The organism is Pseudomonas thermotolerans DSM 14292 (genome assembly GCF_000364625.1).
Classification (GTDB): domain Bacteria; phylum Pseudomonadota; class Gammaproteobacteria; order Pseudomonadales; family Pseudomonadaceae; genus Aquipseudomonas; species Aquipseudomonas thermotolerans.
Map to the genome: position 1 here is coordinate 77224 of NZ_KB822605.1, position 25914 is coordinate 103137.

General features: G+C 66.3%; 27 protein-coding genes. 12 read left to right on the top strand and 15 right to left on the bottom strand.

Annotated features, from left to right (window positions below; translation table 11 throughout):
* The first annotated feature begins 99 nt into the window (after positions 1–99).
* From H165_RS0107195 to H165_RS0107205, 3 genes are all read left to right on the top strand, one after another.
* The gene (locus H165_RS0107195) at positions 100–1992 is read left to right on the top strand and encodes a di-heme-cytochrome C peroxidase (RefSeq protein ID WP_017938244.1); all 1893 of its coding nucleotides are present in this window, start codon (positions 100–102) and stop codon (positions 1990–1992) included.
* Between the two features lie 9 nt (positions 1993–2001).
* Complete coding sequence (locus tag H165_RS0107200) at positions 2002–3126, top strand: catalase family protein (RefSeq protein ID WP_017938245.1); 1125 nt, start codon at positions 2002–2004, stop codon at positions 3124–3126.
* 186 nt (positions 3127–3312) lie between these two features.
* Positions 3313–3579, top strand: a complete 267-nt coding sequence (locus H165_RS0107205; protein ID WP_017938246.1) for a hypothetical protein — start codon at positions 3313–3315, stop codon at positions 3577–3579.
* 66 nt (positions 3580–3645) lie between these two features.
* Here the strand turns inward: H165_RS0107205 and nfuA are convergent, their stop codons facing one another.
* From nfuA to H165_RS0107230, 5 genes are all read right to left on the bottom strand, one after another.
* Entirely contained in the window at positions 3646–4230 is a 585-nt protein-coding gene (gene nfuA / locus H165_RS0107210; protein ID WP_017938247.1) for a Fe-S biogenesis protein NfuA, read from the bottom strand.
* 198 nt (positions 4231–4428) lie between these two features.
* Positions 4429–5133 carry a type 1 glutamine amidotransferase gene (locus H165_RS0107215; RefSeq protein WP_017938248.1) on the bottom strand — a complete coding sequence of 235 codons (705 nt, stop codon included), beginning with the start codon at positions 5131–5133 and terminating at the stop codon, positions 4429–4431.
* A gap of 3 nt (positions 5134–5136) precedes the next feature.
* The gene (locus tag H165_RS18450; protein ID WP_017938249.1) at positions 5137–6330 is read right to left on the bottom strand and encodes an acetylornithine transaminase; all 1194 of its coding nucleotides are present in this window, start codon (positions 6328–6330) and stop codon (positions 5137–5139) included.
* A complete protein-coding gene (locus tag H165_RS0107225; protein WP_017938250.1) occupies positions 6323–6565 on the bottom strand; it encodes a hypothetical protein in 243 nt (80 codons plus the stop codon). Before H165_RS0107225 ends, H165_RS18450 begins: the two co-directional genes overlap by 8 nt.
* Complete coding sequence (locus H165_RS0107230) at positions 6562–7281, bottom strand: MOSC domain-containing protein (protein WP_026146434.1); 720 nt, start codon at positions 7279–7281, stop codon at positions 6562–6564. The genes H165_RS0107225 and H165_RS0107230 overlap by 4 nt, the downstream gene beginning before the upstream one ends.
* Before the next feature lie 102 nt (positions 7282–7383).
* Here H165_RS0107230 and H165_RS0107235 point away from each other — a divergent pair, with 102 nt between their 5' ends.
* The gene (locus H165_RS0107235; protein WP_017938252.1) at positions 7384–8277 is read left to right on the top strand and encodes a LysR family transcriptional regulator; all 894 of its coding nucleotides are present in this window, start codon (positions 7384–7386) and stop codon (positions 8275–8277) included.
* Between the two features lie 66 nt (positions 8278–8343).
* The gene (locus H165_RS18455) at positions 8344–8568 is read left to right on the top strand and encodes a hypothetical protein (RefSeq protein WP_017938253.1); all 225 of its coding nucleotides are present in this window, start codon (positions 8344–8346) and stop codon (positions 8566–8568) included.
* A 19-nt stretch (positions 8569–8587) separates the two neighbouring features.
* Here H165_RS18455 and H165_RS0107245 read toward each other — a convergent pair whose 3' ends face one another.
* From H165_RS0107245 to H165_RS0107275, 7 genes are read right to left on the bottom strand one after another with little or no spacing between them, the layout of a single operon-like run.
* Complete coding sequence (locus H165_RS0107245) at positions 8588–9013, bottom strand: flagellar FliJ family protein (RefSeq protein WP_026146435.1); 426 nt, start codon at positions 9011–9013, stop codon at positions 8588–8590.
* Between the two features lie 2 nt (positions 9014–9015).
* Positions 9016–10341 (bottom strand): flagellar protein export ATPase FliI, encoded by a 1326-nt coding sequence (gene fliI / locus H165_RS0107250; protein ID WP_017938255.1) that lies wholly within the window; start codon positions 10339–10341, stop codon positions 9016–9018.
* A gap of 3 nt (positions 10342–10344) precedes the next feature.
* Positions 10345–11034: a flagellar assembly protein FliH gene (gene fliH / locus H165_RS0107255; RefSeq protein WP_017938256.1), complete on the bottom strand. Its 690-nt coding sequence runs from the start codon at positions 11032–11034 to the stop codon at positions 10345–10347.
* Between the two features lie 10 nt (positions 11035–11044).
* Complete coding sequence (locus H165_RS0107260; protein WP_026146436.1) at positions 11045–12097, bottom strand: FliG C-terminal domain-containing protein; 1053 nt, start codon at positions 12095–12097, stop codon at positions 11045–11047.
* A complete protein-coding gene (fliF, locus tag H165_RS0107265) occupies positions 12069–13757 on the bottom strand; it encodes a flagellar basal-body MS-ring/collar protein FliF (protein WP_017938258.1) in 1689 nt (562 codons plus the stop codon). The genes H165_RS0107260 and fliF overlap by 29 nt, the downstream gene beginning before the upstream one ends.
* Positions 13758–13767: 10 nt before the next feature.
* Positions 13768–14097 carry a flagellar hook-basal body complex protein FliE gene (gene fliE, locus H165_RS0107270; protein WP_017938259.1) on the bottom strand — a complete coding sequence of 110 codons (330 nt, stop codon included), beginning with the start codon at positions 14095–14097 and terminating at the stop codon, positions 13768–13770.
* Between the two features lie 19 nt (positions 14098–14116).
* Positions 14117–15484: a sigma-54 dependent transcriptional regulator gene (locus tag H165_RS0107275; protein ID WP_026146437.1), complete on the bottom strand. Its 1368-nt coding sequence runs from the start codon at positions 15482–15484 to the stop codon at positions 14117–14119.
* Positions 15485–15971: 487 nt separating this feature from the next.
* Between H165_RS0107275 and H165_RS0107280 the strand changes: the two genes are divergently transcribed.
* The 7 genes from H165_RS0107280 to H165_RS0107310 are packed head-to-tail and all read left to right on the top strand — an operon-like array spanning position 15972 to position 22285.
* Entirely contained in the window at positions 15972–16811 is an 840-nt protein-coding gene (locus H165_RS0107280) for a flagellar motor switch protein FliM (RefSeq protein ID WP_026146438.1), read from the top strand.
* A complete protein-coding gene (gene fliN, locus H165_RS0107285) occupies positions 16808–17179 on the top strand; it encodes a flagellar motor switch protein FliN (RefSeq protein WP_017938262.1) in 372 nt (123 codons plus the stop codon). Before H165_RS0107280 ends, fliN begins: the two co-directional genes overlap by 4 nt.
* Positions 17176–17934, top strand: a complete 759-nt coding sequence (fliP, locus tag H165_RS0107290) for a flagellar type III secretion system pore protein FliP (RefSeq protein WP_017938263.1) — start codon at positions 17176–17178, stop codon at positions 17932–17934. The genes fliN and fliP overlap by 4 nt, the downstream gene beginning before the upstream one ends.
* 47 nt (positions 17935–17981) lie before the next feature.
* The gene (locus H165_RS0107295) at positions 17982–18254 is read left to right on the top strand and encodes a flagellar biosynthetic protein FliQ (RefSeq protein WP_017938264.1); all 273 of its coding nucleotides are present in this window, start codon (positions 17982–17984) and stop codon (positions 18252–18254) included.
* A 5-nt stretch (positions 18255–18259) separates the two neighbouring features.
* Entirely contained in the window at positions 18260–19060 is an 801-nt protein-coding gene (gene fliR, locus H165_RS0107300; protein ID WP_017938265.1) for a flagellar biosynthetic protein FliR, read from the top strand.
* Positions 19053–20192: a flagellar type III secretion system protein FlhB gene (gene flhB, locus H165_RS0107305; RefSeq protein WP_017938266.1), complete on the top strand. Its 1140-nt coding sequence runs from the start codon at positions 19053–19055 to the stop codon at positions 20190–20192. Before fliR ends, flhB begins: the two co-directional genes overlap by 8 nt.
* A complete protein-coding gene (locus H165_RS0107310; RefSeq protein ID WP_017938267.1) occupies positions 20189–22285 on the top strand; it encodes a flagellar biosynthesis protein FlhA in 2097 nt (698 codons plus the stop codon). Before flhB ends, H165_RS0107310 begins: the two co-directional genes overlap by 4 nt.
* Before the next feature lie 73 nt (positions 22286–22358).
* Here H165_RS0107310 and H165_RS0107315 read toward each other — a convergent pair whose 3' ends face one another.
* From H165_RS0107315 to H165_RS0107325, 3 genes are all read right to left on the bottom strand, one after another.
* Positions 22359–24296, bottom strand: coding sequence for a HAMP domain-containing methyl-accepting chemotaxis protein (locus H165_RS0107315; protein WP_017938268.1), 1938 nt, complete (start codon positions 24294–24296; stop codon positions 22359–22361).
* Between the two features lie 183 nt (positions 24297–24479).
* Positions 24480–24833 carry a PilZ domain-containing protein gene (locus tag H165_RS0107320; RefSeq protein WP_017938269.1) on the bottom strand — a complete coding sequence of 118 codons (354 nt, stop codon included), beginning with the start codon at positions 24831–24833 and terminating at the stop codon, positions 24480–24482.
* A gap of 123 nt (positions 24834–24956) precedes the next feature.
* Positions 24957–25904, bottom strand: a complete 948-nt coding sequence (locus H165_RS0107325; RefSeq protein WP_017938270.1) for a LysR family transcriptional regulator — start codon at positions 25902–25904, stop codon at positions 24957–24959.
* Positions 25905–25914 lie beyond the last annotated feature (10 nt).

Below are 25914 nucleotides of genomic sequence, written 5' to 3' on the forward strand. Positions count from 1 at the left end.
CTATCTGCCATTGGAGCGCCATCCTCCTGCTGGCCTATTGCCAATACCTTCATCGCTCACTTAAGGTCCGGCAGCGAATACCTGACAGGGATGTACTCCATGCACACCTTCCGCCGCATTCTCAAGCTTCTCCTTTGTCTGCTGGTCGTGGCCTTGGCGATACCGCTGTATTACGTCGCCTACCCCAACCTCCCGGAATACGACCCGCCCCGGGAGCTGCACTACCTGGACCAGTGGGACGACGAGGCCCGACAGACCTACTACTACACCCCCCAGGGCACCCGCCTGAAAGGCCTGCGCTACGACTGGTTCGTCGCCCTGGAGCAGCCCTTCTCCCGCGACCGCCTGGCCGAGCCCGCGTACCTGGCCCGCTTCGGCTTTCTCGTCGACCCCGAACAGCAGGCCAGCGCACGCAATCCCGGCAACCTGCCGGTCGGATTCGCCCGGCATACCGACGAGGAAACCGGCGAGCACTACCTGGACATCACCTGCTCGGCCTGCCACACCGGCGAATTGCGCTACCAGGGCAAGGCCGTACGCATCGACGGCGGTGCCGCCCTGCACTCCCTGGCCTCCACGGTACCCACCCTGCGCGGTGGCAGCTTCGGACAGGCCCTCGGCATGAGCATGGCCTTCACCTACTACAACCCGCTGAAGTTCAAGCGCTTCGCCCGGGAAGTCCTCGGCGAACGCTACGAGGAAGAGCGCGACCAACTGCGCCGCGACTTCAAGGCCGTGCTCGACCGCCTGCTGGCTACCGCCTTCAACGACTGGCACCGTGGTCTCTACCCCACCGAGGAAGGCTTCGGCCGCACCGACGCCTTCGGACGCATCGCCAACACGGTGTTCGGTGATGCCATCGCCCCGGCCAACTACCGGGTGGCCGACGCGCCAGTGAGCTATCCACACCTCTGGGACATCTGGAAGTTCGACTGGGTGCAATGGAACGGCTCGGCCATGCAGCCGATGGCCCGCAACGTCGGCGAGGCGCTGGGCGTCGGCGCCACCCTGCGGCTGTTCGACGAGCACGGCCAGCCCCTACCGGAACAGCAGCGCTATGCGTCCAGTGTTCGCCCCCGCGACCTGCACACCCTGGAGGAAACCCTCAAGCGCCTGCAGGCACCGCGCTGGCCGGAGGAGATCCTCGGCCCCATCGATGTCGAACTGGCCAGCCAGGGCCGCGCACTCTTCGTGGAGAACTGCGCCCACTGTCATGCCCCGGCGCCCAAACCGGAAGACGAACGTTTCGCCCCCAGCCGCGACCCGGAGTGGCGGATGCACGTGGTGCCCGTCGAAGTGGTCGGCACCGACCCGACCACCGCCGACAACATCGCCCAACACCGTTTCGACATCCGCAAGCTCGGCTGGACCCGCGATGAGCTGAGCAAGCTGGCAGTGCGCCTGTTCGACGCCGATCCCGCGACTCTCGACCTGGCCAGCATCTCCAGCGCCCAGGGCCTGGCCTACCTCACCGCCTACGTGGAGAACCGCGCCTACCAGGATGCCGGCATCTCCCCCACGGAGCGGCCAGGCATGGACGGTTTCGGCCTGTCCATCGGCGTGCAGGAGAAGCGCGGCTACAAGGCTCGCCCGCTGGACGGCATCTGGGCCACCGCGCCCTACCTGCACAACGGCTCGGTGCCCAACCTGTTCCAGCTGCTGTCGCCGGTCAGCGAACGGGCCACCACCTTCTGGGTCGGCAACCACGAGTACGACCCGAAATTCGCCGGCTTCCGCACCGAGGAATTCCCCGGCGGCTTCCTGTTCGACACCCGCATCCGCGGCAACGGCAACCAGGGCCACGAATTCCGCGACGGCTGCCGCACCACCGGGGTGATCGGTCGCGGCCTGCAGCCCGACGAGCGCCGGGCGCTGGTCGAGTACCTCAAGGTGCTCGGCAACCCCGAGCTGGAAGCCCGCCTCACCCATATCGAACCCAAGCCCTGGACACCCGGCCCGGCCTGCCCCGGCCAGCTCGCACAGGCCCACTGAGGAGTCACCATGCTGAAACGGTTGTGGCTATGGCTCGGGCGCCTGCTCGGCCGACTGACGCTCCTGCTGCTGGTCGTCGGACTGGGCGGCTGGGGGATCGGCGCGCTCTATTACGCCTCGAAATTCTCCGGGCCGGTGTCCAGCGAGGAGGAGATCCCGCCCGGCGAGGCCGAGCTGACCCGCGGGATCATCGACGATGCCATTCGCATCGTCGAAGCCCACCGCGACAACACCCGGGTGCTGCGCGGTGCCCACGCCAAGGCCCACGGCTGTGTGCGCGCCGAGGTCAGCGTGCTCGCCGACCTGCCGGGAACCCTGCGCCAGGGAGTGTTCCGCGATCCCGGCAAGATCTGGCAGGCCTGGGTGCGCTTCTCCAACGGCAATGCCTACCCGCAGTTCGATCGGGTGCGCGACGCACGCGGCATGGCGATCAAGCTGCTCGACGTGCCGGGCGAAAAGCTGCTGGGCGAAAGCGAGCAGGACTTCGTGATGTTCAACAACTCGGTGTTCTTCGTTCGCGACGTCGCCGAGTACAGGAGCAACTTCGCCGCCCAGGCCGAGGGCAACAGGATCCTCGCCTTCTTCCCCGGCTGGGATCCGCGCAGCTGGGAGATCCGCCACCTGCTGATCGCCCTCAGGACCCTTGCCCCGGCGCCGGAAAGCCCGGTGCGCACCACCTACAACTCCATCGCGCCGTTCAAGTTCGGCCCGCACAACATCAAGTACCGGGTGGTGCCGGCGGAAAGCGGCTGCCCCGCCTATGAGCCGCCAGAACAGAACCGCGACATGCCGAACTTCCTGCGCAGCACGCTCTACCGGCAGCTGTCCCTCGACCGTGTCCCGGCCTGCTTCGAGCTGCAGGTGCAGCGCCAGAATCCCGAGCACTACATGCCCATCGAGGACACCAGCGTGGAGTGGGACGAGGACATCGCCCCGTTCGAAACGGTCGCGCGCATCACCATTCCGCCCCAGGACTTCGATACCCCCGAGCAGAACCTGTTCTGCGACAACCTCTCCTTCAATCCCTGGCACGCTCTGCCCGAGCATCGCCCCATCGGTGGCATCAACCGCCTGCGCAAGGCGGTATACGAAGCCCTAAGCACCTATCGTCACGAACGCAATGCCGCCCGCTAGCGGCATTGCGGTTCGCTTTCGGAACGGAAGCAACCGCTTTCGACGCGCAAGAATTACGAAAATGCGCCAAGGAAGAATATTTTTGCGTCGCCATGTGACTTTCGGGTCAACTCCAGCCATCCATATGAGCAACAGATCATGACACTCATGGTCCATCGCATTGGGTACTTTGGGAGAATCGCCCGCATGAACGCTCCGCTCCGTTTCAACGAGGCACTTCTGATCGCCGGTCGTGCCTTCAAGCCCTTCCATTGCGTAGCCTGGGCCGCCGAAGGTGCCGGCGACCTCAGCCTCACCGTCATCGACCGTACCAACACCCGTCTGCTGGGCCGCACCCTGCTGCCGAGCGACATCTACAGCGACCCGGACCGTCTCGCCGAGGAGCTGAAGAAGTCCCGCGAGAAGCTGGCCCGCCAGGGTTACAGCCTCGAGCCCTGGGACATGCCCGCCTGATCGGCGGCCCTGTTCCGGATACGAAAAAGGCGACCCGAAGGTCGCCTTTTTCATGCCGCAACGCTCTCAGTAGTAGGCGTTCTCGCGGTTGCTGTGGTCAGTGACGTCACGCACTCCCTTCAGTTCGGGAATGCGCTCGATCAGGGTCTTCTCGACACCATCCTTGAGGGTCATGTCGACCATGCCGCAACCCTGGCAGCCGCCGCCGAAGCGCAGCACTGCAATGCCGTCCTCGACCACGTCCACCAGGGTGACCATGCCGCCATGGCCGGCCAGGCCGGGGTTGATCTCGGTCTGCAGGTAGTAGTTGATCCGCTCGTTGAGCGGGCTGTCCTCGCTGATCATCGGCACCTTGGCGTTCGGCGCCTTGATGGTCAGCTGGCCGCCCATGCGGTCGGTGGCGTAGTCGACCACCGCATCCTCCAGGAAGGGCTCGCTGACGCTGTCGATCCAGGCGGTGAAGTCCTTCAGGGCCAGCGGCGTGTCGTCGGGCTTTTCCTCACCCGGCTTGCAATAGGCGATGCAGGTCTCGGCGTACTGGGTACCGGGCTGAGTGATGAAGATACGGATCCCGATGCCCTCAGTGTTCTGCTTGCTGAGCAGGTCGGCAAGATACTCTTGGGCAGCGTCGGTAATGGTGATGGCGCTCATGGCAACTCCTCGCGAACGTGCGGGAAGTTTACGCCAATCGGCCTCGGCGAGAAAGACTTAGCAATTCAGTAGGAATAGATCCGCATACCGTGGCAAAACTGCCGGAAAATTTCGCGAACCCCAGAAAAGAAAACCGCCCGGGCTACGAAGACGGAAAGTCGCCGGGCGGATCGAGAAACTCTCGAAAGCTGTCAACACTCAAGTCAAGATGGCATGCGGCCCCGTCAGATAGTTGAGCAGGCGCAGCATGGTCGGGGCCATGGCGCTGCAGTGCGGGTAGCCGGCACGAATCGAGGCGGCATCCTCCACCGCGCCCTTGCGCTCCAGGTCGGCACGGCGCGCGTCCAGCAGTTCCTTGATGCTTTCCGGGGTGCTTTCCAGGCGGCACTGCAAGCCGATGGCACGCTCCTCCCAGACGAAGCCCTGGTTCTGGCAGGCTGCCGAGCTGTAGAGCGGAATGGCGCCGGACGGCAGGTCGAAGGTCTCGCTGTGCCAGTGCAGGGCCATCAGGCGCTGCGGCAGCATGCGGCCGATGGGCGACTCGGCCGAACGGGCGTTCTTCTCCAGCTGCCACCAGCCGATTTCGGTATTGCCCTTGTGCACCTCGGCGCCCAAGGCCTGAGCCAGCAGCTGGGCGCCCAGGCCGATGCCCAGCACGCGCTTGCCAGCGTCCAGGGTCCGGCGGATCAGCGCCTTCTCCTCCACCAGCCAGGGGTATTCGGCCTCGTCGTGGACGCTCATCGGTCCGCCGAGGACGATCAGCAGGTCGAAGTCGTCCAGGGTCGGGAGATGGCCACCGGCGTACAGGTAGTGAAGGCGTACGCGGGACGCGTAGGAGTCGAGCCATTCGGCGATGCGGCCAAGGCCCTCGAAGGAAGCGTGCTGAAGGATCGAAACTCGCATGTGTCAGACCTCTGCAACCTTGTTCTTGCTGAGCGTGAAGGCGCGATTCAGGCGCTTGAGCATCTCGTCGATGTTCGAGTGACTGACCGTCAGTGCCGGGGAGAAGCGCAGGCAGGTGGACTGCGGCGCATTGATCAGCAGCCCCTCGTTGAGCGCGGCCGCCACCACCTGGGAAGCTTCCTGGCCGATCAGCGGCAGGCCGACCAGCAGGCCGTGACCGCGCAGCGGTCCGTGGCCGTGGCGGCGCGAAACCCGGGCCAGACCGTCGCGCATGTAGTTCGACGCCTCGCGCACGCCCTCCAGGAAGCCCGGCTCCAGCACCGTGTTCAGCACCGCAAGGCCGGCGGCGGTCATCAGCGCGTTGCCATGGTAGGTGCCGCCCTGCTCGCCCGGCTCGAAGCAGCAGGCGTTGCCGCGGGCCAGCAGGGCCGCCAGGGGCACGCCGCCGCCCAGTCCCTTGCCGAGGGTGATGATGTCGGCGCGCACGCCGTAGAGCTCTTCGGCGAGCAGCGCACCGCAGCGGCCGACGCCGGTCTGCACCTCGTCGAGGATCAGCAGGATGCCGCGCGAACGACACAGCCGCTCGACGCCCTGCAGGTAGTCGAGGGTCGCCGGGATCACCCCCGCCTCGCCCTGCACCGGTTCCAGCATCACCGCCACGGTCTGCTCGTCGACTGCGGCCTCCAGGGCCTCCAGATCGTTGTAGGGCACCTTGGCGAAGCCCGGCACCTTGGGTTCGAACAGCTCCTCGAAGTCCGGCTTGCCGGAGGCCGACATGGCAGCCAGGGTGCGACCATGAAAGCTGTGGGTGGCGGTGACGATGCGGAAGGCGCCGTCACGATGCAGGCGCCCCCACTTGCGGGCTAGTTTGATGGCCCCCTCGTTGGCTTCCGCGCCGCTGTTGAGGAAGTACACCTGGTCGCTGCCGGTAACCTGGCAGAGCCGCGAGGCCAGCTTGAGCATGCCGCGGTTGTAGAACGACGGGCCCGGGTTGATCAGAGCGTCGGCCTGGCGCTTGAGTGCCTCGACCAGCACGTTGGGGCTGTGGCCCAGGCTGTTCACCGCCCAGCCCTGGCTGAAGTCCAGGTAGGCGCGGCCGTCGGCATCCCACAACCAGGAGCCCTGGCCGCGCACGAACACCTGCTCGGGCCGTTCGACGGTGCGCATCAGGCGCAGGGCCGCCAGTGGATCACGCATTTTCCGGCACCTCTTCATGGCGATAGACGACTCCCAGCAGGCGCAGGCCTTCCGGGCTCTGCTCGAGAATCCGCCGCATTTCGCGGCGACGCTGGATGTGCAGACTGAACCCCTGGTCGGCGGGGAAGCGCTCGTGCAGCAGGGCCACCACCTCGACGTAGCGGGCCGGTGCCACGCTCAGAGTGGTCAGCAGGACCTCGTCGTGATGCAGGGCGATCTGGTAATCGTCGTTCATGCCGGCAGACTCTCCTGTTGCTCCTGCATGCCCTCCAGGGGCAGGCCCAGCAGGCGCGGCTCCCAGTCCTCCACCACGCCGGTTTCCAGGCGCTGGGCGGCAAGCTCGCGCCAGCGCTCGGAGAGCGCCTCGCAGTCGATCAGCGTCTGCAGGCCGGGACGTTCCAGGGGGTAATGGAAGAAGTGCTGGATCGCCTGGGCGACGCTCAGCGCCGGGTAGCTGCGCTGGATCAGTTCCAGAGGATCGGTGGGGCTGACGTAGCCGGGCCGCAGCACCCGGTAGAACCAGCCGCAGCGGCCGCTTTCCTGGGCGTACTGGGCAAGTTCGGGGATGCCCCAGCGATTGTTCAGCCGGTAGCAGGGCGAGCGTGGCTGGCTGACCTGCAGGAAGGCCTGGCCCCAGCGGAAGATATCGCCAATGCACACCTGGTCCTCGGTGAGGCCGTAGGTGGAGATGTTCTCGCCGAACGCCGGGGCCTTCCAGGACCATTGACGGTAGTGCTTGCGCCAGTAGCGGTAATGCTCGGCGGGATAGTGATGCAGGGCGCGTTCGGGGCCGCCGTGGTAGCGTGGGTCGCCGTGCTCGTCGCCGCCCAGGCCCTGTTCCCAGAGCCAGAGCCGCTTGGTGACCCGTTCCTTGTCGATGGCGCTCCGCAAGCCACCGCCAAGATCTTTTGCTTTCCCTATGAAAACCCCTTGAACATCCACCCGTGACATACGCCGCTCCAGCGCTGAAATAAGGTTCTGTAGGGGCTAGACTAGGGACAACTCGGCGGCGTTGCCATTTCGTTTTTTCAGGTTCTTTGATAACTTTATCTTATGGATTTTCGCCAGCTCCGCTATTTCGTCGCACTCTACGAGGAAGGTCACGTCGGCCGCGCCGCCGAACGCCTGAACCTCTCGCAGCCCGCGCTTTCCCAGCAGATCCGCCAGCTGGAACAGGGCCTCGACGTCAGCCTGTTCCAGCGCACCGGCAAGCGCCTGCTGCCGACCCTTGCTGCGCACACCCTTTATAACCATGCCCTTCCATTGCTCGACGGCCTGGAGCGCGCCCGCGAGGCCCTGCGCAACTTCCGCGGCCAGGCGCCGCGCAGCCTGTCCATCGGCGTGCTGCAGACGGTCAACGCCAGCCTGGTGCCGCTGCTGCTGGAACGCCTGCGCGCCGCCCAGCCGCACCTGGTGGTGCAGATCTACGAGCTGTCCGGCCTGGACATCGAGCGCCGCCTGCTGACCGGCAACCTGGACATCGGCATCGGCTTCCTGCCGCCGCGCCAGCCCGGCCTGCACAGCCTGCAGCTGTACGAAGACGAACTGCAGCTGGTGATCCCCGACGACCACCCGCTCAAGGACTTCCGCAAGGTCTCCCTGGCCCAGGCCGCCGAGCTGCCGATGCTGCTGCTCGGCGAGGAGTTCCGCATCCGCCAGATCTGGCAGGAGCAGCTCGCCCTCCTCGGCCGTCGCCCGCAGGTGCAGGCCGAGCTGAACCACATGGCCGGGATCCTCGACAGCCTGCCGCACACCCGGCTGGCCACCGTGCTGCCCGGCCGCGCGCGGCAGCTGCACGCCAACCGGGAGCTGCTCTGGAAGCCGCTCAGCGAACCGCGGGTGCCGTTGCGGGTGGGGCTGGTGTACCGGGACGCGCAGCGCCAGCAGGCGACCCTGGAGCTGCTGCAGACCATGCTGGAAGGCTCCTTCACGCCGCCGGTGACCTGAATCCCTGCCGGCTCGTTGTCGATATCCGTGAAATAGACCTTACGACCTGCATCCGGAGGAGTAGCCATGGCGCATGACCACGACCACCCTCACCACCACACTCCAGGCGGCCGGGCCGAGTTCCATCGCCAGAACCAGGCCCGTGCCATTGCCGAGGCCGAGCGTCTGCTCGCCGAGCGCGAGCGCCTGCAGGGGCGCTGGCTGACTTGGGTGGCCAGCGAGCTCTACGCCATGAGCCCGCCAGCGTTCGCCAACATGGTGCGTCGCGAGCTGGAGCGCCTGAGCCGCTGACCCCAGCCGGGTGGCGGCCTCAGGCCAGCCGTCCGCGCATCCAGGCCTGGGCCGCCAGGCCGTCCTGGATCTTCTGCTCCTGACGGGCCAGCAGTTGCTGCCACTGGTCGATCTTCGCCTCCATCACCTGCACCACCACCTTCTCGTTGCGCATCGCCACCATCAGTTCGCGCTGGATGCGCTTGAGGTTCTCCTCGGCGAGTATCAGCTCGCGGCGCTGCAGCTCGATCATCTTGTGCAGGGTGGCCTTGTACTGCTGCTGGTTGTGGCGCTGCAGCGGCGTGCTGACGGGCACCGAGAAACTGCACAGGCGTTCCAGGCCGGCGATGTTGTTGCGGTAGCGCTGGCAGAGGTTCTGCTGGTAGGTGACCCGGCCGAGCATCTGTCGCACCTTGTTGCCGCGCAGGTCGGCGAGCCGCGAGAGGGTCTGGATCTGGTCCTTCATGGTCATTTGATCAGGCTGCGCAGGATGGCGATGCTGGCCCCGAGCTCGGCGCCGTCACCGACGTCCTGGCGCAGGAAGCGCTCGATGCCCGGCGCCAGCTGCACGGCTCGGTCGGTCTTGGCGTCCATGCCGGGGGTGTAGCCGCCCAGGGGGATCAGTTCCTTGATCTTCTCGTAGGTGGTGTAGAACTCCTTGAGCTGGCGCGCCGCCGCGCGGTGCTCCGGCGTGGTGATCTGGCTCATGCAGCGGCTCACCGAGGCGGCGATGTCGATCGCCGGGTAGTGGCCGACATCCGCCAGCCTGCGCGACAGCACGATGTGCCCGTCAAGGATCGCCCGCGCGCAGTCCACCACCGGGTCCTGCTGGTCGTCGCCCTCGGCCAGCACGGTGTACAGGGCGCTCAGACTGCCCTGCCCGCCCTCGCCGTTGCCGGCGCTTTCCACCAGCTCCGGGAGCATGGCGAACACTGACGGCGGGTAGCCCTTGGTGGCCGGCGGCTCGCCCAGGGCCAGGGCGATCTCGCGCTGGGCCATGGCGTAGCGGGTCAGGGAGTCGACCAGCAGCAGCACGTCCTTGCCCCGGTCGCGGAAATAGGCGGCGATGCTATGGCACAGCTCGGCGGCCTTCAGGCGCATCAGCGGCGACTCGTTGGCCGGCGCCACCACCACCACAGCCTTGCGCAGCCCCTCCGGGCCAAGGGAATGGAGGATGAACTCCTGCACCTCGCGGCCGCGCTCGCCGATCAGGCCGACCACCACGATGTCCGCCTTAGTCTGCCGGGTGATCATCCCGAGCAGCACGCTCTTGCCCACGCCACTGCCGGCGAACAGGCCGACGCGCTGGCCCTTGCCGATGGTCAGCATGGCATTGATGGCGCGCACGCCGACGTCCAGCGGCTCTTCCACCGGGCGGCGCTTGAGCGGGTTGACCGCCGGCAGCTGGGTCGGCAGCGGGTCGCGCCCGCCCAGCCGGCCGAGATCATCCAGCGGCTCGCCGAGGCCGTTGACCACCCGCCCCAGCCAGGATTCGTCGATGTGCAGGCGCGCCTCGTCTCGCACCGGGAAGACCCGCGAGCCAGCCATCAGCCCGACCGGCTTCTTGAACGGCATCAGGTAGCTGATTTCGCGGTTGAAGCCCACCACCTGGGCCTCCAGCAGGCTGCCGTCAGCCTGTTCGACCTGGCAGCGCTGGCCGGTCGTGCGCTGACAGCCGAGACTTTCCAGAACCATGCCGGAGACCCGCACCAGGCGACCGCTGACCTTGGCCAGCTGCACCGAGTCCAGCGAGCGCAGCGCCTCGTCGAGCTTGAAGTCGGCGAGCTGCGACATGCGTCAGGCCTCGCTCGGCAGCAAATGGCTGGCCAGGGTTTCCATGCAGGAATCCAGGCGCTGCTGGCAGCCGATGTCCGCCTCGGCCTGGGCGGTGACCACCCGGCACTCGCCGAGGGCCAGGCGCTCGTCCGGTACCAGGCGCCAAGCGGCGGCGCGTTCCGGCACCAGGTCGCGGATGCGTGCGCACTCCTCGGGGTTGAGGAGGATCTGCACGTCGTTGCCCTCGGCCGGCATAGCGGCCAGGGCCTCTTCGGCGAGGGTCAGCAACTGCGCCGGGTTGAGGGTCAGCTCGACGCGGATCACCTGCTTGGCGACCTTCTGCACCAGTTCCAGCAGTTCCTGGCGCCGCCGCAGCTCGTAGCCGGCGAGGAACTCGCGCAGCTGCTCACTGATCCGTTCCAGCGGGCGGCTGGCCTCCTCGAAGATCTGCCGGCCCTGCTGGCGGCCCTCCTCACGGCCCTGGCGCAGGCCTTCCTGACGGCCCTTGTCGAAGCCCTCGCGGTGGCCGGCCTCCCGGCCCTGCTGCAGGCCGTCCTGGTAGCCCTTCTCGATGCCCTGCTGGAAGCCGTCGGCCATGGCGCGCTGCATGCTCGCCGGGTCGCCGTCGTCCGGCAGCGGCGAACTGCAGCGCGGCGGAAAGCGGTACGGACGCCAGTTGCTGCCGGCGTTGCGGATGACCTTGCCCCTCATGCCACGCTCCTCATTCCACCGTCTGCTCGCGGAACAGCTGCAGCTGGATGTCGCCCTGGGCGGCCAGCTCGCGGACCACCTGCATGATGTCCTTGCGCACCTGCTCGACGCGGCTCAGCGGCACCGGCCCCTGGCGGCGCTTGATGGTTTCCATCTGCTGCGCCTGGCGCTTCGGCATCGCGCCCTGAATGGCCTTGACCAGCGCCGGCTCGGCGCCCTTGAGGGCGACCACCCATTCCTCCATGGGAATGGCTTCCAGCAGGGTCTGCAGCACTTCCTGGCTCTGCCGGGAGAGGATGAAGAAGTCGTACATCTCCTCCTCGATCTTCGAGACCAGTTGCTCGTCGTGGCTGCGCAGCAGCTCGAACATCTGGTTCCGGTCGCCCTTGAAGCGGTTCATGATGTCCGCCGCCTGCTTGATGCCGCGCACCTGCGAGCCCTGGGTGGAGAGCACCGACAGGCTGCGCTCGATCAGCTGCTCCAGCTCGGCGATCACGTCGCTGTTCACCTCGCTGAGGTTGGCGATGCGGTACAGCAGCTCGTCCTGGCGCTCGGCCGGCATGCATTCCAGCACCTCGCTGGCCATGCCCGGCGGCAGGAAGGCCAGGAACACCGCCTGCATCTGCGCATGCTCCTTGGCGATCAGTGCGGCGAACTGCTTGGGGTCGATCCATTCCATGCGGGCCATCTTGGCGCGGATCTCCTCGCCGTAGATGCTGTCCAGCAGGGTGCGGGTAATCTCGCTGCCCAGTGCCTTCTCCAGCATGCCGGCCAGGTAGCCGCGCGAGGCCCCCTTGATGCTGCTCTGCTCCTTGTAGTCCTCGAAGAAGCGGCTGATCACGTCGGAAACCATCGGCAGCTTGACGTTGGACAGGCGGGCCATGGCCTGGCTGATGCTGATGATCTCCTCGCGGGAGAAGTGGCGCAGCACGCCGACAGAAGCTTCGTCGCCCATGCTCAGCATGAGGATCGCCGCCTGTTCCAGGGGCGTCATCGACCGGCTCTGCTGCGCCCGCACCTTGACCGCGCGTCCGTCAGCCTGCTGTGTGGAGGTCTCTTTCATTGCGCCCTATCCATTGCTTGATGACTTCCGAGACCCGCTCGGGGTCGTTCTTGGCCAGCATCTGCAGGTGCTCGATCTGGTGTTCCAGACCCGAGCCGGGTGCCGGCAGGCGGATTTCCGAGAGGGGGTTCAGCTCGCTGAACAGGCCCAGTGCCCGCTGCGCATCGTCGCTGCCACCCACCCGGGCGAGCAGCCGTTCGGCCTGTTCAGCGGGCAGCGCCGCCAGGGTCCCCTCGGCATCGTCCTGGCTCAGCCTCGGCTGCGCGGGGCCGGTCAGGTTGCGGACTGCCGGACGCACCACGATGAGCAGCAGGAGCAGGCTGATCAGACCGAACACGCCGAGGCGGATCAGTTCGAACAGACGGTCGTCCTGCCACCAGGGCATGGGCTCCACGTCCGCCGACGCGTCGCTGAACGGCAGCACGCTCAGGGTCAGGGTGTCGCCGCGGGCGGCGTTGAAGCCTACCGCGCTCTTCACCATGGCTTCGACCTCGGCGCGGGCCTCCGGCGTCCAGCCGCCTTCCGGCGCGCTGGCGGCGTTGAGCACCACCGCCACGCTCTGCTGACGCAGGCTGAAGGGCGCGTGCTTGATATGGGTGACGGTCTGGTCGTAGTCCAGCTGGCGGTTGGATTCCTTGCGCAGCGAGGTGGCCGCTTTGTTCTCGGTGTCCTTGCCCTCCTTCCGAGCGTTCTGCGCCTGCTGGCCGTCCGGCTTCGGCGGTGGGCTGTTGCTCAGCGAGCCGGGCACGCCGAGGGCCAGTTGGTCGAGCACGCTCTCGTCGCGCAGCACCTCGTTGCGCAGGCGCGGGGTGTCGCCGTAGGCCTGGAAGGTCTCTTCCTTCTGGCTGAAGTCGATGTCGGCGGCCACGCTGACCCGGTAGTTGCCGCTGCCAAGCACCGGTGCCAACACTTCCTCGATGTTGGCCACCGCCTTCTGGCGGTAGTCGTCGATCACCTGCCAGCTCTGCTGCGGACCACCCCAGGCGTCGAGGCCGCGGGACAGCAGTGTGCCGTGCTGGTCGACCACGCTGACGTCGCCGGCCTTGAGCTGCGGCACGCTGTTGGCCACCAGGTTGACGATGGCCGAGACCTGCTCTGGCTTGAGCCGGTAGCCGGGCCCCAGGCGCAGGGTCACCGAGGCCTTGGCCGGTTCGCGCTTGCCGACCACGAAGGAGGTGCTCTCCTCCAGGGCCAGGTGCACGCGGGCCCGCTCGATGCCCTCCAGGGTCATCACGGTACGCGCCAGCTCGCCTTCCAGACTGCGCTTGAGGCGCACGTCCTGGACGAACTGGCTGGTGCCCAGCGGCTCGTCCCGATCGAACAGCTCGTAGCCGGGTGGTACTGCAACCTTCACGCCGCGGGCGGTCAGCAGCATGCGCGCGCGACCGACCTGATCGTCGCGCACCAGCACCTGGCCGCTCTGTGGGTGCAGCCGGTAGGCGATGCCCTCGGCGTCCAGCACCTGCATCACCTCGGCGGCCGGAAAGGCCTCGCCGGCGCCGTACAGCGGGCGGAAGGCGCCCTGGTCGCGCCACAGGTAGAAGGCCACGCCCACGGCCAGTACGGCGGCGACCGCCGCCATGCCCAGCAGTCGCAGGCGCGGGTCGAGGTTCAACTTGTCGAGGGGCAGCTTGAGCTTGCTCTTGAGGTTTTCCAGCACGGTCGGGTTCCTACAGCGGCATCCGCATGATTTCGTCGAAGGCACTGGTCAGCTTGTTGCGTACCTGCACCAGAGCGGAGAAGGACACGCTGGCCTTCTGGCTCTCGATCATCGCTCCCACCAGGTCGTCGCTGCGCCCGCTGTCCACCGCCGCCATCCGCGCACCGGCCTCGTGCTGCTGGGCATCCACGGCACGCAGGGCGGCCTCGAAGGCGACGGAAAGCCCCCCGGGAGCCTGTCCCTGGATCTGCTCGGCGGGACGGATGGCCGCACCGGAGAGCTCCTTCAGCTGATTCATTCGGTCCAACATGTCCTGTTGGACCTGCATGATCGGTTTCATCTCGGGTCTCCGCGAAACATCAGACGGGGATCTGCACGCCCTGCTCGCGCATGGCGTTGAGGCGATAGCGCAGCGCCCGCGGGGTCATGCCCAGGCTCTGCGCCGCCTTGGTCTTGTGGCCACCGAAACGGCGGATGGTGTCAATCACGTGCTGGTACTCGGCCCATTTACCGCTGGCGCGCAGCGCGGCGCGGCCCCCCTCGGCGGGCAGCGGCATGGCCGGTAGCGGACGCGGCGCCTCCTCGGCGGCGGCCGGCAGCGGCAGGCCGAGGTCGGCAGGCTGGATGTACAGGCCGTTGCGCAGCACCAGGGCGCGCTGCACGGTGTTCTCCAGCTCGCGCACGTTGCCCGGCCAGTCGTGGGCCAGCAGCGCCCGGCAGGCTTCCGGGGTGAGCAGGTCGTCGTGCGGCTCGTGGGGCGCATACTGGCGAATGAAGCGGCGGGCCAGCGGCAGGATGTCGTCCTTGCGCTCGCGCAGCGGACTGATATGCAGCGGCAGCACGTCGAGCCGGAACATCAGGTCGGCACGGAAGCGCCCGGCAGCCACCTCAGCCTGCAGGTCGCGGTTGGTGGCGGCAATGATGCGCACGTCCAGGGCGATCTCGCGGCGCCCGCCCAGGCGCTCAACGCGCTGTTCCTGGAGCACGCGCAGCAGCTTGGCCTGCAGGCCGAGGGGCAGCTCGCCGATCTCGTCGAGCAGCAGGGTGCCGCCGTTGGCCAGCTCGAACTTGCCCGGCTGGGCGCTGACCGCGCCGGTGAAGGCGCCCTTCTCGTGGCCGAAGAGAATGGATTCGAGCATCTGTTCGGGAATCGCCGCGCAGTTGACCGCAACGAAGGGCGCGTCGGCCTCGGCGGAGAAGCGATGGATGTAGCGGGCCATCAGCTCCTTGCCGGTGCCGGTCTCGCCGGTGATCAGGATCGGCGCGCGGGTCTGCGCCACGCGCTGGGCCATGGCCAGCAGGCGGCGACCGGCCTGGGAACAGGACACGAAGCTCTCTTCGGCACTGGCAGCCAGCTCGTGGCGGCGCAGCAGGGCGATCAGTTGGGCTTCGCTGAACGGCGACAGCAGGTAGTCAACGCAGCCCAGTTCGAGCAGCGCGGCGGCCTTTTCCTGGTCGGCGTATTCGACGATGGGCACCACGCTGAGCCGGGGCGCCCGACGCAGCAGTCCGGAGATCTGCCGATAGGATTCGGGAGCCTGCAGGCAATTGGCGAACACGAACAGCAGACCGGCGTTGGCCAGTTGACGGCTGTCCAGCCGGGAGTCCAGGTCGACCTCGAAAGTTCGGCAACCCTGCCGCGCCAATATGTCTTTCAGGAACGCCAGGCTGTTCTCTCCATCCTTGCCGCCAATGATAACGACCCGCTCGCCACGCGCATAATTCACCGATTGATCGACATGTTTCAATGTTAACCACCTGCTCGTTCGGCCAGTTCTGCGGCCATCAACTTCCATGCAGCTACAAAGTCGTGCCGCGATGAACCATTTATGCAGAAGCGTTTAATTCCTGGGAACTTTTCGCCGCCTTGAAGGACTAACCATGTGCCTTCCATGCCGGCGCGCTACAGTTCAGGGGCGGCACCTTAATAGCCCCGCGAAAAATCGCGAGTCACATCTCGTTAAATGCCGTCAAAAATGTCTCCGCTGACGATCAAAGACGTCATTTGATTTCTATTGATTTAATCCGGCGCCCCCTCCTCCCTAGACTCCGCCTTCGCCCGAACCGGCCTCCTGCGAGCGCCGACATGGGCGTGCCTCGTCATCGCGGCTTAATGCCTGGGCGATCATGGCGTTTGCGGAGTCGGTCTCCTGTCTGGAACCAGACCGACCGCCTGAAATCCTGCGGTAAAACTTCCGGAATACAGCTCAACAAATGACGGGTCATTCAAAAGTCCACCATGGCGTGCCCGCCGAACATCTCACCAGGCTCAAGCCGCAAAAGTTGGGCAGGCACTACCACAAGATTCCCCAGTTCATCCGGGAGATCGCCCACAAGCATCCGCGACTGATCAGCGACTATTTCCTGCGCAATTACCGGATCAATCTGGAACTGATCAAACTGGACGTTCACGAACAGCGTGAACAGGAAGCCGACTGCATATATCGCTGTGCCTACGGCAAGGTCGGTTTCGCCATCGACCGGGCCCTGCTGGCCGAGGCCCTGGAGTGCTACTACGGTGGCACCTGCCTGCCCAGCCTGGACACCCCGCCGATCAGCACCTCCGAGCAGCGCATGCGCAACCGCCTGGGCGTGGACATCGCCCAGATCTTCGCCCGTTCGCTGCTCTCCGGAGGGACCTTCGGCGAGCTGACCCCCCACGACAACGACTATGAGATCGTCCAGTGGGAGTACGTGGCGGAGTTCCACTACACCAGCCACATCACCGGCATCCAGTCGTCGATCTACATCTACCTGGACCACCAGTTGGTCGACGAGCTGACCAGCCGCCTGGCCAGCCCGCAACCGGCGCGCCTGAACGGCAACCCGGCGCACTACATCAAGCACCTACCGGTACGTCTCGACTGCGTGATCGCCGCCCTGCAGCTGCCGCTCTCCCAGGTGCTCCGGCTGCGCCCGGGCGACGTGGTGTCGGTGCGCCTGCTGGAGCGCTGCGAGGTACGCGTGAACCAGCAGAAACTCTTTCGCGGCACCATCTTCGAGGAAGACGGCGCCCTCTTTCTGACCTCTCTCGAGAGCGTGAAAAGCCCATGAGCAGCCAACTGACCGATACCGACCTGGACTCCCTGATCAACGACGGGGGACTGGACCTGGCCGAGCCGCTGGACGGCACCCTCGATGCGGAAAGCGCGACGCTGGCGCCCCACAAGGACCTGAGCTTCTTCGGCAAGATCCCGGTGCACGTCACCCTGGAAGTGGCCTCCACCGAGGTACCGCTCAAGGAGCTGATGGAGATCGACACCAGCAGCGTGATCGTCCTCGACAAGCTGGCCGGCGAGCCGCTGGACGTGAAGGTCAACGGCGCGCTGTTCGCCAAGGCCGAGGTGGTGGTGATGAACGGCAACTACGGGCTGCGCATCGTCGAGCTGTGCAGCAACGGTCTGGACGACCTCACCGCATGATCCGCCTGGCACGCCTGATCCCGTTCTGCCTGCTGGTCGGTGCCGCCCTGCTGGCGCCGCAGGCCATGGCCGCGGGCGGCGAGATCAGCCTGTTCAGCCTGAACGACACGGGCAACGGCCAGGAACTGAGCGTCAAGCTGCAGATCCTGCTGGTCATGACCCTGCTCGGCTTCCTGCCGGCGATGCTGCTGATGATGACCTGCTTCACCCGCTTCATCATCGTCCTGGCCATCCTCCGCCAGGCCCTGGGCCTGCAACAGAGCCCGCCGAACAACGTGCTGGTGGGCATCGCCCTGTGCATGACCCTGCTGGTGATGCGCCCGGTGTGGAACGAGATCTACACCGAGGCCTACCAGCCCTTCGAAGCCGACGCCATCAGCCTCGAGGAAGGCCTCGGCAGGGCCAAGGCCACGGTGAGCCGCTTCATGCTGGCGCAGACCAACAAGAACTCGCTGGAAACCATGGTCTCCCTGGCTGGCGAAGAAATGCCCCATGACCTGGCCGAGCTGGACTTCTCCCTGCTCCTGCCAGCGTTCGTGCTCAGCGAGCTGAAGACCGCCTTCCAGCTCGGCTTCATGATCTTCGTGCCCTTCCTGGTCATCGACCTGGTAGTGGCCAGCGTGCTGATGGCGATGGGCATGATGATGCTCTCGCCGATGATGATCTCGCTGCCCTTCAAGCTGATGGTGTTCGTGCTGGTGGACGGCTGGACACTGCTGATGGGCACCTTCACCACGAGCATCCAGCCGTTCTGACGAACCGGCGCCCGGCCCCTGACGCCGGCCCGACGAGGTAACCCCCCATGCTGACCCCAGATACCGCCGTGGAAATCATCGCCAACGCCGTGCACATCACCGCGCTGGTGGTCTGCGTGCTGATCGTCCCGAGCCTGATCGGCGGCCTGCTGGTGAGCATCTTCCAGGCCGCCACCCAGATCAATGAACAAATGCTGAGCTTCCTGCCGCGCCTGCTGATCACCCTTGGCATGCTGATCTTCGCTGGGCACTGGATCCTGCGCACCCTCAGCGACCTGTTCATCGAAACCTTCAGGCAGGCCGGCCATCTGGTGGGCTGACGGGCATGCCGGGGAACGAACCGCTGCTGAACGCCGTCCAGTACCTGCACGGTCTGCAGGCCTACTGGTGGCCGTTCTGCCGGATCATGGCGCTGTTCGGCCTGGCGCCGCTGTTCAGCCACCGCGGCCTGTCGGTGCGCGTGCGCCTGCTGCTCGGCCTAGCCCTGACCCTGGTACTCGGCCGCGCCCTGCCGGCGATGCCGCACATCGACGGACTCTCGGCGGCCACCGTGCTGACCACTCTGGAGCAGATCGCCATCGGCCTGTTGCTGGGCCTCGCGCTGCAGCTGGTGTTCGTGGTGTTCAGCCTGGTCGGCGAGGTGATCTCCACGCAGATGGGCATGAGCATGGCGCGCTTCAACGACCCGGTGAACGGCGTGTCCTCCTCGTCGATCCTCTCGCTGCTCTACTTCCTGCTGCTGATCCTGCTGTTCCTGGCCATCGACGGCCACCTCCTGACCGTCAGCGTGCTCTACCAGAGCTTCGTGCACTGGCCGGTGGGCAGCGGCCTGCAGTACCTGGGCTTCACCACCCTGGCCTATGCCATGGGCTGGGTGTTCGCCGCCGCGGTGCTGATTACCCTGCCGGTGGTGTTCTGCATGACCCTGGTGCAGTTCTGCTTCGGCCTGCTCAACCGCATCTCGCCGGCCATGAACCTGTTTTCCCTGGGCTTCCCCATGGCCATCCTCACCGGCCTGCTGTGCGTCCACCTGACCCTGCCGGACCTGCCGGCCAACTACCTGCGGCTGACCCGCGAGGTTCTCGACAACCTGGGCACCCTGATGCGGAGCGGCGCCAATGGCTGAGCAGAACAGCGCCCAGGAAAAGACCGAAGAGGCCAGCCAGCACAAGCTCAAGAAGAGCCGCGAGCAGGGCCAGGTCGCCCGCTCCCGTGACCTGGCGACCACCATCTCGCTGCTCGCCACCCTGCTGACCCTGAAGTTCAGCGCCGGCTGGTTCCTCGAAGGGCTGCGCGACAGCTTCCGGATCAGCTACCTGAACTTCGCCAGCAGCGAGATCGGCCTGGACGACATCGACCTGATCCTCGGCCACAACCTGGGAATCTTCATGCTGATCCTCAGCCCGCTGCTGATCACCCCGCTGCTGGTGGTGCTGTTCGGGCTGGTCCCCGGCGGCTGGACCTTCGCCTCGCAGAACTTCGCCTTCAAGCTCGGCAAGCTCAACCCGCTCAGCGGCCTGGGACGGATCTTCTCCCTGCAGAACTGGAGCGAGCTGCTCAAGTCGGTGCTCAAGGTGCTGGTCCTGCTCGGCATCGGCTGGTACCTGATCCGCGACGCCCTGCCCCAGTTGATCGCCCTGCAGCGCACCGATACCCGCAACGCCATCAGCGGCGCCCTGGGCCTGACCTTCGATACCACCCTCAGCCTGCTGCTGGTGTTCGTGGCCTTCTCGCTGATTGACATCCCCCTGCAGCGCTTCTTCTTCCTCAAGAAGATGCGCATGACCAAGCAGGAAAAGAAGGAAGAGCACAAGACCCAGGAGGGCCGCCCGGAGGTGAAGGCGCGCATCCGCCAGATGCAGCGCCAGCTGATGCAGCGGCAGATCAACAAGGTGATCAAGGACGCCGACGTGGTAATCGTCAACCCGCAGCACTACGCGGTGGCCCTGCGCTACGACCCGAAGAAGGCCCAGGCGCCCTACGTGATCGCTCGTGGCATCGACGAGATGGCCCTGTACATCCGCAAGATGGCCCAGGCCCATGACCGCGAAGTCCTCGAACTGCCGCCGCTGGCGCGCGCCATCTACTTCACCACCCAGGTCAACCAGCAGATCCCCACGGCGCTCTACACCGCCGTGGCTCACGTTCTCACCTACGTCCTGCAACTGCGGGCCTGGCGCCAGGGACGGCGCGGCAAGCCCGTACTGAGCAGGCACTTACCCATCCCAGAGAGTCTCGCGAACAGGGGCCTGACATGAACTTCCTCCAGCAACTCCTGCCTACCTTGCACAGCGGGCGCATCGGCATCCCGGTGATCATCCTGTCGATCCTGGCGATGATCATCCTGCCGTTGCCGCCGCTGGTGCTCGACATCCTGTTCACCTTCAACATCGGCATCGCCCTGCTGGTGCTGATAGTTAGCGTGTCCTCGCGCAGCCCGCTGGACTTCTCGCTGCTGCCGACGGTGATCCTGGTCACCACCCTGCTGCGCCTGTCGCTGAACGTGGCCTCCACCCGCGTGGTACTGCTCGACGGCCACACCGGCACGGCCGCCGCGGGCAAGGTGATCGAGGCGTTCGGCCACGTGGTGATCGGCGGCAGCTTCATCGTCGGCCTGATCGTTTTCGTGATCCTCACCATCGTCAACTTCATGGTGATCACCAAGGGTGGCGAGCGCATCTCCGAGGTGACCGCGCGCTTCACCCTGGACGCCCTCCCCGGCAAGCAGATGGCCATCGACGCCGACCTCAACGCCGGCCTGATCGACCAGGCCGAGGCCAAGCGCCGGCGTGCCGAGGTGGCCAAGGAGGCCGACTTCTACGGAGCCATGGACGGTGCCTCGAAGTTCGTCCGCGGCGACGCCATCGCCGGCATCCTGATCCTGCTGATCAACCTGATCGGCGGCGTGGCCATCGGCGTGTTCGTCCACGGTCTGGCCGGCGGCCAGGCCTTCGAGCAGTACGCCCTGCTGTCCATCGGCGACGGCCTGGTGGCGCAGATCCCGGCCCTGCTGCTGTCCACCGCGGCGGCGATCATCATCACCCGGGTCAACGAGTCGGCGGAGATCACCTCCCTGGTGCGCCGGCAGATGCTCGCCTCGCCCCCCGTGCTCTACACCGTGGCCGGCATCCTCTTCGTTCTCGCCCTGGTGCCGGGCATGCCACACCTGGCATTCATCTCCTTCGCCGCGCTGATCGCCTTCGTCGCCTGGCGGGTATCGAAGAGCCAGCTGCCCGAGGAGGGTGCCAGCTTGGAGAAGACCGAGTCGCTGGCCAGGGCCATGGACCAGGAGCGCGTCCAGCAACTGGCCTGGGAGGACATCCCGCTGGTGGAGCGGCTGTCCATCTCCCTCGGCTACAAGCTGGTCGGGCTGGTCAACGAGTCCTCCGGCGCGCCGCTGGTGCAGCGCGTGCGCGGGGTGCGCCAGACCCTCTCGGAGAGCCTCGGCTTCCTGCTGCCGGAGATCCAGATCCGCGACAGCCTGCGCCTGAAGGCCTCGCAGTACGCCATCCACATCAACGGCGAGAAGATCGACGGCGCCGAGATCCACGCCGACCGTCTGATGGCCATCCCCTCGCCGGAGCTCTACGGCGAGATCGACGGCATCCTCGGTGTCGATCCTGCCTACCGCATGCAGGTGGTGTGGATCCTCCCGGAGGACAAGGCGCGTGCCCTCAACCTCGGCTACCAGGTGATCGACTGCGCCAGCGTGATCGCCACCCACCTGCACAAGGTGGTCCGCGAACACCTGCCGGACATCTTCAAGCACGATGACGTGGAGCACCTGATGCAGCGCCTGGCCGTGCAGGCACCGAAGCTGGCCGAGCACCTCAAGGCCCAGCTCAGCTACAGCCAGCAGCACCGCGTGTACCGCCAGCTGCTCACCGAGCAGGTGCCGCTCAAGGACATCGTGACCATCGCCAGCACCCTGCTAGAAGCCAGCGAAACCACCAAGGATCCGGTGCTGCTCGCCTCCGACGTGCGCTACGCCCTGCGCCGCACCATCGTCGCCGGCATCGCCGGGGACCGCAGCGAACTGGCGGTGTTCGTCCTCGAGAACTCCTTGGAGAACACCCTCCTCAGCGCCCTGGCCATCGCCCAGCAGGCCGGCCCGGTGAGCCTCGACAACTTCCCGGTGGAGCCGAACCTGCTCAATCAGCTGCAGACCGCCATGCCGGTGGTCAAGGAGAAGCTGCGCAAGGAAGGCCATCCGCCGATCCTCACCGTGATGCCCCAGTTGCGCCCGCTGCTGGCCCGCTACGCCCGGGTGTTCAGCCCCGGACTGCACGTGCTCTCGCAGAACGAGATTCCCGAACGGGTCGGCGTGAACATCCTCGGCACCCTGGGCTGATCCCGCCCCTCTCCTTGCCCCTCTCCTGTCTGTGGGAGAGGGTGTCTGTGGGAGAGAGGCCGGGTGAAGAGGGTCAGACCCGGAACCTGCCGACCAGGGTCTGCAGATGCTGTCCGAGGCGCGCCAGCTCGACGCTGGAGGCCGCGGTCTCCTCGCTGGAGGTGGCGGTCTGCTCGGCCACGTCGCGGACGCTCTGCACGCTGCGGCTGATCTCCTCGGCCACCGAACTCTGCTGCTCGGCCGCGGCGGCGATCTGCTGGTTCATCGACTGGATGCCCGCCACCGTCTGGGTGATGTTGCCCAGCGCCTCACCGGCGCGACGGCTCAGGGTCACGCTGCTCTCGGTCAGGCTGCGGCTGTTCTCCATGATCTCGGCCACCTGCTGGGTGCCCTGCTGGATCCCCACGATCAGCGCCTCGATCTCCTCGGTGGACTGCTGGGTGCGCTGCGCCAGGCTGCGCACCTCGTCGGCCACCACCGCGAAGCCGCGACCGGCCTCGCCGGCGCGGGCCGCCTCAATGGCCGCGTTCAGGGCCAGCAGGTTGGTCTGATCGGCCACCGACTTGATCACGTCCATGACGCTGCCGATCTTCACACTCTCCTGCTGCAGCTGCGACATGGCCTCGGCCGAACGCTGCACCTCCCTGGCCACGTGTTCGATGTGGGAGATGGCCTCGCCCACTACCCGGTCGCCCTGGGAGGCTTCCTCGTCCGCGCGCAGGGCGGCCTGGGCGGCCTCCTCGGCGTTGCGGGCCACCTCGTGGACGGTGGCGGCCATCTCGTGCATGGCGGTGGCCACCTGGTCGGTCTCCACCTTCTGGCTGTTGACCCCGGCACTGGTCTGCTCGGTGACCGCGGAGAGCTGCTCGGCGGCGCTGGCGATCTGGGTGGCGCTGTCGTGGATGCCGCCAATCAGCTCCCGCAGGGTAGCGACCATGCGCTGGACGCCGCGCTGCAGGGCGCCGATCTCGTCGCGACGGTGCACCACCACGCTCTTGGTCAGGTCGCCGGACGCCACCCGCTCAAGGACCGCCAGGGTTTCCTGCAGCGGCCGGGTAATCTGCCGGGTGATCGCCCAGGCGGCCATGAAGCCGAGCAACAGCGCCAGCAGGGTGCCGCCCAACTGCAGCCGCTTGGCGCGGGCGCTCTCGACGTCGCGCTGCTGAAGTTGCAGGGCATAGAGCTCGTCGCTGACATCGGCAATCTGCTGGCTCAGTACCATGGTTTCCTTACGGCATTTGGCGATGATGTCGTCGTGCTTGCGGCGCTCCACGAAGGCAGCCTGATAGTCGGCCAGGGTATCGTTCAGGCTGGCGATGCTGTCCTGGTAGTAGCGGGGAAGACGACCGGCCAACTCGCGAACCTCGAGGGCGGTAATGGCCAGCCGCTCCAGAGCCGGCTTGGCCGCTTCAGGGCCGCTGCCATCGGTGACGTTGATGGCCATGTAGGCCTGAAGGGCGAAACGGGTTTCCCGGAATCCTTCCATGGCCTTGACCAGCGCCTGGTACTGCTCCATGTCGCGGTTGCCCTCGCCGGGCATGCCGGCCACCGAGTCGGCCAGATCGCGGAAGATCTTCGAGGCCTTCTCCCCTTCGGCACGCAGCTTCTCCTTCGCCTCCTGGGCGGAGCGATAGCTGGCGCGCATGGTATTCAGAGCATCCTGATACTGGGCGAGCAGTTCGCCCTGTCTGTCCAGCAGTTGCACGTCGATGCGCTGCTGGTAGGTGGCGATGATGTCGTCGTGCAGCTTGCGGTAGACATCCAGGGCCTCCTGGGCATTGGCGCCGGCCTGTTCATCGCCCTGGGAGAGCATGTACTGCATGCGGGTGATGCGCAGCTTGGACAGCCCCTCGTTGAGCTGGGCGATGCTGTTCATCAGGTCGCCGCGCTGCACCAGGTGGCCGATGGTGGTCCAGCTGAGCACTGCCAGCAGGCAGGTCATCAGCAGGATCGCGCCGAACCCGAGGCCCAGCTTGCTCGACATTTTCAGGTTGCCAAACCACTCCGTCATAAATTTCTCCAGCATTGTGTCGTTATTCGGTTTCTTGTCGGCACGCTGGGGCTTGTTCTTGTTGAAACCAGTCGTAACGCAGACCTACCGTATCGGCAGCCGTCACGAAAACCGAAGTCAAAAGAAAGTGGGGGGAGCCACGGGGCACGTCTCCATCCCGAAGCCTTCATGTCGCTCGCATTCCTAGGAAGGAAGGTTCGCTCGGGCGGCGCGCCGCTCGCGCAGCTCGCGGACCAGTTCGCTGAACGGCACCGACGGGCACTGCAGCTTCAGGCCCGCCTCGAAATACCCGGTCTGCGGATTCTCGCGAGACCACAGGCAGACGACGTCAACTTCCGCATAACGCATCTGTCCGTCGTGGTTCCGCATGCGCAGGCGCAGCTGCAATTCGCTGCCGACCTCCACCGGGGCATCGCCGAGTAGCTTCAGGCCGTGCTCGGAGATGTCGCCCACGTAACCGATCAGCCGGTCGTTGCGACGATCGTTCACTTTGATGCGGAAGATCGAACGAAAAACGATGCGGCTGTGTTCTCGCATGGGCAGATCGGTCTCGGTGGCGGATTCGGCCGCCCCTTATGCCCGAAGGGCAGACGCCCGGCAAGCCGCGGCGCCGTCATTCACGATCAAAAACCGTCAACTCCCGGCAATCCGCGGCTTTCGTCAGTCAGCCGGCAGGTAAGCCATCTCGTTGGATTCACCCATCAGCAGCGGCCTGTTGAGCTCGGCGCAGGCACGCAGGTAGTCGGCCAGCAGGGTGACGCGCTTGAGCTTGCGCAGGTCCTCGCTGTAGTAGATCCAGAACTGGCGGATCACCTCCACCTCCCCCTCCAGCACCTCGCACAGGCGCGGATCGGGCCCGGCGAGGAAGCACGGCAGTATGGCCAGCGCCCTGCCCTGCAGCGCCGCCTGGTACTGGGCGATCACGCTGGTGCTGCGCAGCCGGCTGTGCGCGCCCGGTAGTAGGTCCTGCAGGTAGAGCAGCTTGGAGCTGAAGGCCAGGTCGTCCACATAGCTGACGAAGCTGTGCCGGGCCAGGTCGTCGCGGCTGCGGATCGGCCCATTGGCTTCCAGATAGGCCGGCGTGGCGTACAGTCGCAGGCGATAGTCGCACAGCTTGGAGCACACATAGGGGCCTCGCTCGGGGCGCTCCAGGGTGATCGCCAGGTCCGCTTCGCGGCGCGACAGGCTGACGAAGTGCGGCACCGGCAGGACGTCCATGGAGATGTGCGGGTAGCGCTCCAGGAAGCGACTCAGCTGCGGGGTGATGAAGCAGGAACCGAAGGCCTCGGTGCAAGCGATGCGCAAATGCCCGGAGAGCCCCAGGCGGGTGCCGGAAACCTGTTCGCAGGCCGCCTGCAGGGTACTTTCCAGGGTTTCCGCATGGCCCAGCAGGTGCTGGCCCTCGACGGTGAGCACGAAGCCGGCGCTGCGCGACTTCTCGAACAGCAGCGCCCCTAGCGCCTGCTCCAGGGCGCGGATGCGTCGCGACACCGTGGTGTAGTCCACCCCCAGGCGGCGGGCGGCGCCACTGGCGGTGCCGCTGCGCGCCACCTCGAGGAAGAAGCGCAGGTCATCCCAGTTCAGGCGTTCGAGAGCAGTCTGATGCATGGCAAGCGGT